The sequence below is a fragment of the Dietzia sp. DQ11-44 genome, assembly GCF_014145205.1.
Classification (GTDB): Bacteria; Actinomycetota; Actinomycetes; order Mycobacteriales; family Mycobacteriaceae; genus Dietzia; species Dietzia natronolimnaea.
The window spans coordinates 1-4,365 of record NZ_JAALEC010000007.1 but is presented as its reverse complement, the minus strand read 5'-3'; the positions used below and the strand labels follow the sequence as shown (position 1 = coordinate 4,365).

Annotated in this window: 4 protein-coding genes, 1 tRNA gene and 1 pseudogene; 2 read left to right on the top strand and 4 right to left on the bottom strand. The window is 69.1% G+C overall.

The genetic code is table 11. The features are described from left to right. Positions 1-44: 44 nt before the first annotated feature. Together G6018_RS00180 and G6018_RS00175 are read right to left on the bottom strand one after the other, a co-directional pair. Positions 45-848 carry a crotonase/enoyl-CoA hydratase family protein gene (locus G6018_RS00180; protein WP_179524444.1) on the bottom strand — a complete coding sequence of 268 codons (804 nt, stop codon included), beginning with the start codon at positions 846-848 and terminating at the stop codon, positions 45-47. Between the two features lie 178 nt (positions 849-1,026). Beyond that, positions 1,027-1,851 carry an alpha/beta hydrolase gene (locus G6018_RS00175; protein WP_182609911.1) on the bottom strand — a complete coding sequence of 275 codons (825 nt, stop codon included), beginning with the start codon at positions 1,849-1,851 and terminating at the stop codon, positions 1,027-1,029. A gap of 46 nt (positions 1,852-1,897) precedes the next feature. On the opposite strand from G6018_RS00175, the gene G6018_RS00170 reads away from it, so the two are divergent. Then, entirely contained in the window at positions 1,898-2,503 is a 606-nt protein-coding gene (locus G6018_RS00170) for a TetR/AcrR family transcriptional regulator (RefSeq protein ID WP_182609910.1), read from the top strand. Positions 2,504-2,644: 141 nt separating this feature from the next. On the opposite strand, the gene G6018_RS00165 is transcribed toward G6018_RS00170, so the two are convergent. Both G6018_RS00165 and G6018_RS00160 read right to left on the bottom strand, forming a co-directional pair. Next, positions 2,645-2,717, bottom strand: a tRNA-Thr gene (locus G6018_RS00165). 122 nt (positions 2,718-2,839) lie between these two features. Beyond that, positions 2,840-4,051 carry a DNA polymerase III subunit delta' gene (locus tag G6018_RS00160; RefSeq protein ID WP_182609909.1) on the bottom strand — a complete coding sequence of 404 codons (1,212 nt, stop codon included), beginning with the start codon at positions 4,049-4,051 and terminating at the stop codon, positions 2,840-2,842. Between the two features lie 142 nt (positions 4,052-4,193). On the opposite strand from G6018_RS00160, the pseudogene G6018_RS17210 reads away from it, so the two are divergent. Next, positions 4,194-4,365: pseudogene (locus G6018_RS17210) on the top strand (ISL3 family transposase); the annotation flags it as partial.

Below are 4,365 nucleotides of genomic sequence, written 5' to 3'. Positions count from 1 at the left end.
GTCCCGGGGGGCGGATCAGCGCCCCGCGTGGCCCCGGGGACGGGTCAGCGCCCCGTGTACTCCCCTGCGCGCTTCTCCCCGAACGCCGCGAGCGCCTCGCGGTGATCGGCGGTGTGGTGCGCGAGCGCCTGCATCGCCGCCGAGAGCTCGAGCAGCGACTCGAGCGACTGGTGCTGTGACTCGCGGAGCAGCTTCTTGGCCATCCGCACCGCGTGCGGCGGGTTCTTGGCCACCCGTGCGGCGAGGGCGTGGGCCGCCTCCAGCAGGTTCTCGGGCTCCACGACCTCGTTGACCAGCCCCCACGCGGCGGCCTGCTCGGCCTTGACGCGATCTCCGGTGAGCGCCATCTCGGCCGCCCGGGCCGGGCCGATGGCCTTGGTCAGCAGCCATGCGCCGCCGTCGCCCGGGATGATCCCCAGCTGGACGAAACTCTCGGCGAACCACGCCTTGGTCGAGGCCACCCGCAGGTCGCACATCACCGCCAGGTCACAACCCGCGCCCACCGCGGGGCCGTTGACGGCCGCGACCACCGGCACCTCGCAGTGATACAGCGCGCGGGGGATCCGCTGGATCCCTCCCCGGTAGCCGTTACGGAGCTCGTACGGGCTACCCCCGAACATCCCCGCCTTGTCGACCATGTCCTTGACGTTGCCGCCGGCGGAGAACGCCGAGCCGGCGCCGGTGAGCACGACGGCCCGGACGTCATGGTCGGCATTGACCGCTGCGACCCGGTCACACAGGGCGTCGACGATCGCAGGATCGGAGATGGGGTTCCGGGAATCCGGCAGGTTGAGTGTCCACGTCTCGATGTGGTCGGCTCGCTCGACGAGCAGAGGGGAGGTAGTCATCAGGGATCCTTCGGTCGAGGGGACGCCAATTCGCGCTATCTAACTACGTAATCCGTTACTCGACTGTAGCGAGCGGTCGTCGTCACCGCCAGTGTTCGCCATATCGGCAGAGCCGTGCTCCGATGGGTTCGGCGGTCCCCCACCGGGGAAACCCCAGGATGGCCGAACACCTCGCGCATCAGCGGCGATCCAGCCCCGCCCAGAACTCGCCCAGGGCGAGGAAGGTTGACTCGGGCTGTTCGAGCGCGGGTATCACCCGCGCCCCGGACACCGTCGACTCGCGTGCGTCGATCATCTCGGCGGCGACCGCGCGGGCCTGCTCCGGCGTCCACTCGCCGCGGTCGTCGGTGGTGACGAACAGGACCGGGCACGTCACCTCCAGTGCCGCCGAGAGCAGGTCGACACGATTGAGGATCGCGGTCTCGATGGCCCGAATCGTCGCCGTGCGCCCCGCCCGGTCGAGCGCACCACGCAACACCTCGACGGCCTCGGGATCGTGCGCGCGGGTGCGGTCGGTGAAGATGGTCTCCTCGATCGCGGACCTCACCGGCCCGCGGGGCCCGATCAGCCGGTAGAGCGGGACCAGCATCCGGACCTTGCGGCGGAGGAGTCGATTAATCGGGCGAGTCGGCGCGCTGACGGCGACGAGACTGCGGATCAGGTCGGGCCTGCGAGCGGCCACCTCCATACCGACGTGACCACCCCACGCATTGCCGAGCCAGTCGACCCCGTCCTGCCCGGACGACCCCCGGACATGCTCCAGCACCTCGATCGCGGCGTCCGCACATGCGGAGATGTCCGTCGCCTCGCGCAACGGGTCACTTCTCCCGCAGGACGGTGCGTCGATCAGGTGGAGACGATGGGCGCCCTTCAGCAGCGGCACGAGTCGGTTCCAGCTCGTCGAGTCGACGAACATGCTGTGCCACAGCACGAGTGGCGGGCCCTCGCCGACCACATCGACGTGGAGCCGGCCGAGCCGCGTATCGACGAATCCTGAATCCATAATTGACATTACACATCGTAAACTCAATTCTGTCTAGACTCGGATCATGGCCAGGACCTACTCGTCGGAGCTCCGTGCGGAGCGGGCTCGCCTCAACCGGGCGGCAGTGGTGGACGTCGCGCGGGAGATGTTCATCGAACGGGGATGGGTGGCCACGACGATGTCCGACGTCGCCTCCGCCGCAGGCCTCACCCGGCAGACCGTCTACCAGCAGTTCGACGGGAAGCTCACCCTTCTCGACACCTGCATTGATCTGTCGTCGTCTGATGGCGCGAACTCCCCCGTCCGCGAGTTGCCGGACTACGTCAAGATGGGCGAGGGAGCTGTCGAGGACCGCCTGGCCGCCGGCGCGAGATGGCTGCGCGGGGCGCACGAACGATCGGCCGCCATCCAGTACGTTCTCGACGAGGCCGCCGTCGTCGACGACGTCGCCGCGGGGCGACTCGCAGAACGGGAACGCACCCGTTGGGACGAGGTGCGGTGGGCCTCCGGGCTCATCCTCGGATCTCCTCCCCCCGACGCGGTCGTCGACGCGATGTGGATGCTCACCGGCAGATCCGTGTGGTTGAGACTGACGCGTGAACGAGGGTGGACACCAGAGCAGTGGGAGAGTTGGTTCGTTCGCCACGCTCGCGTGGAACTGCGCTGCTGAGCTTTCTGGCGCGAAAGCCCTGAGGAGACCTGGTCTACCCAGACCGGACAGTCGGGAACTCCCTACCGCGACATGACTGGGGCTCCGACGCAGAACGCCCCCGCCCTCGGTTTCCCGAGATCAGGGGCGTTCTTCCATCTGAGCCGCGTGTCGGAATCGAACCGACGACCTTTTCATTACGAGTGAAATGCTCTACCGACTGAGCTAACGCGGCGAGCCCTTGTGGGGCGACGCAACTATATACGACCGGCTCTCGCCGCCGGAAAACGACCGGTACCCCGGGTGCGGGTGGCCTCCACCCTGGTACATCGACCCTGGTACATCAACTCTGCTCCGTCAACCCAGCGCCTCGCGTATCGCCCCCACCATCGCGGACACGGCAAACTTCGGCTTCACGTTGACCTCGATGGCGGCGCGACACTCCTGGATAGCCTCGATGGCCCTCAGCACCGACGCCGGCGGATAGTGCCCCCCGAGGCGCGCCGACTCCTCCGCCTTGTCCGGGTGAACCGGGGCGACGTCCGCCACTCCGAGGCCGGCCATGAGCGCGTCCCGGTAGAAGCCCGCCAGGTCGACCAGCGCCAGGTCCAGCGAATCACGGGTGGAGCGGGTCCGCCGCGACTTCTGCGCCTTCTCCAGCTCCTTCACCGCGCCCGCGGCGCCGCGACCCGCCGCCACCGCACCTTTTCCGGTGCCGCCCACACCCATCGCGGTGCGCAGTTCCTCCACCTCACGCTCGTCGTTCTGGGAATTTCGGGCGAGCGCCTCCTGCTCTGCGGCGCTGACCAGACGGTCCGCCAGCGGGAACGCCCGGCCGGGGTTGTGCATGACCATGGGCAGCTCCAACACCACGTCCCGGCGATCCCGGGTGGCCTCGTCGGTGGCCAACCACCGGGCGCGGCCGATGTGTCCGGAGGAGACCGCCGCAGCCCACCGCGCCCGCTCGGGGTCGATCCCCCCGCCGGCGAGGAGCGCGCTCTCGACCGCGGTGGCGTCCGGCTGACGAAGCGCGACGTTCCTCGACCTGGACCGCAGGGTGACCATGATGTCCATGGGGTCCGTCGTGGGCGAGCACAGCAGGAACACCGTGCGGCTCGGCGGCTCCTCCACCACCTTGAGCAGCGCGTTGCCGGACTGCTCGGTGAGCCGGTCCGCCTCCTCCACCACCACGATCTGCCAGCGACCGGTGCTGGGGCGGCTGGCGGCGCGGTGGATGGTCTCCTTGACGTCCTTGAGAAGGATGTTGACGCCCTGCGGAGCCAGGAGGTGGACATCCGCGTGGGTCCCCGCCAGCACGGTGTGGCAGGACCGGCACTCGCCACAGCCCACGATCTCCGGGTGTTCGCACTGCAACGCGGCGGCGAAACACGTGGCGGCGACGCTCCGTCCGCTCCCCGGTGGACCGGTGAACAGCCACGCGTGGACCATCCGCGCGTCCGACTCGTCCCACCCCTGGCCCGGCACCCGCGCACGCGCCGCCGACGCCGCGGCGGTCAGCTCCGCCACGACGTCGGACTGACCGGCCAACCGATCGAACACCCCTGGCATGGCCCCACCATATCGGGCCCTTCCGGTTCCGGAGTGCGTAGCTGGGGTTCCGTGAGGCGGGGCGTGGCGGAGAATTTGGGGGTCCTGGGGGTGTGAGGATTGCGGTTCCTACACCTGCACCCAGAACCACCCAGGACCCGCTTTGAACGCTACCGCCAGCCTGCTTGCCGACACCATCTGCCGCACCGTCGAACTCGGTGTGACCATCACCGACGCCGCCGTGGCCGGCGAGCTCACGCACTTGTTCTGTGCCCCGGTCGCACTGGACCCGATCTGCGCGGAGTGCGGGATGGCGGGCCGGCTGCGGGACCACG

What these genes read in the sequence shown, in the direction of transcription:
- G6018_RS00180 (WP_179524444.1), bottom strand. Translation starts at nt 848, where the DNA reads ATGACTACCTCCCCTCTGCTCGTCGAGCGAGCCGACCACATCGAGACG.
- G6018_RS00175 (WP_182609911.1), bottom strand. Translation starts at nt 1,851, where the DNA reads ATGGATTCAGGATTCGTCGATACGCGGCTCGGCCGGCTCCACGTCGAT.
- G6018_RS00170 (WP_182609910.1), top strand. Translation starts at nt 1,898, where the DNA reads ATGGCCAGGACCTACTCGTCGGAGCTCCGTGCGGAGCGGGCTCGCCTC.
- G6018_RS00160 (WP_182609909.1), bottom strand. Translation starts at nt 4,051, where the DNA reads ATGCCAGGGGTGTTCGATCGGTTGGCCGGTCAGTCCGACGTCGTGGCG.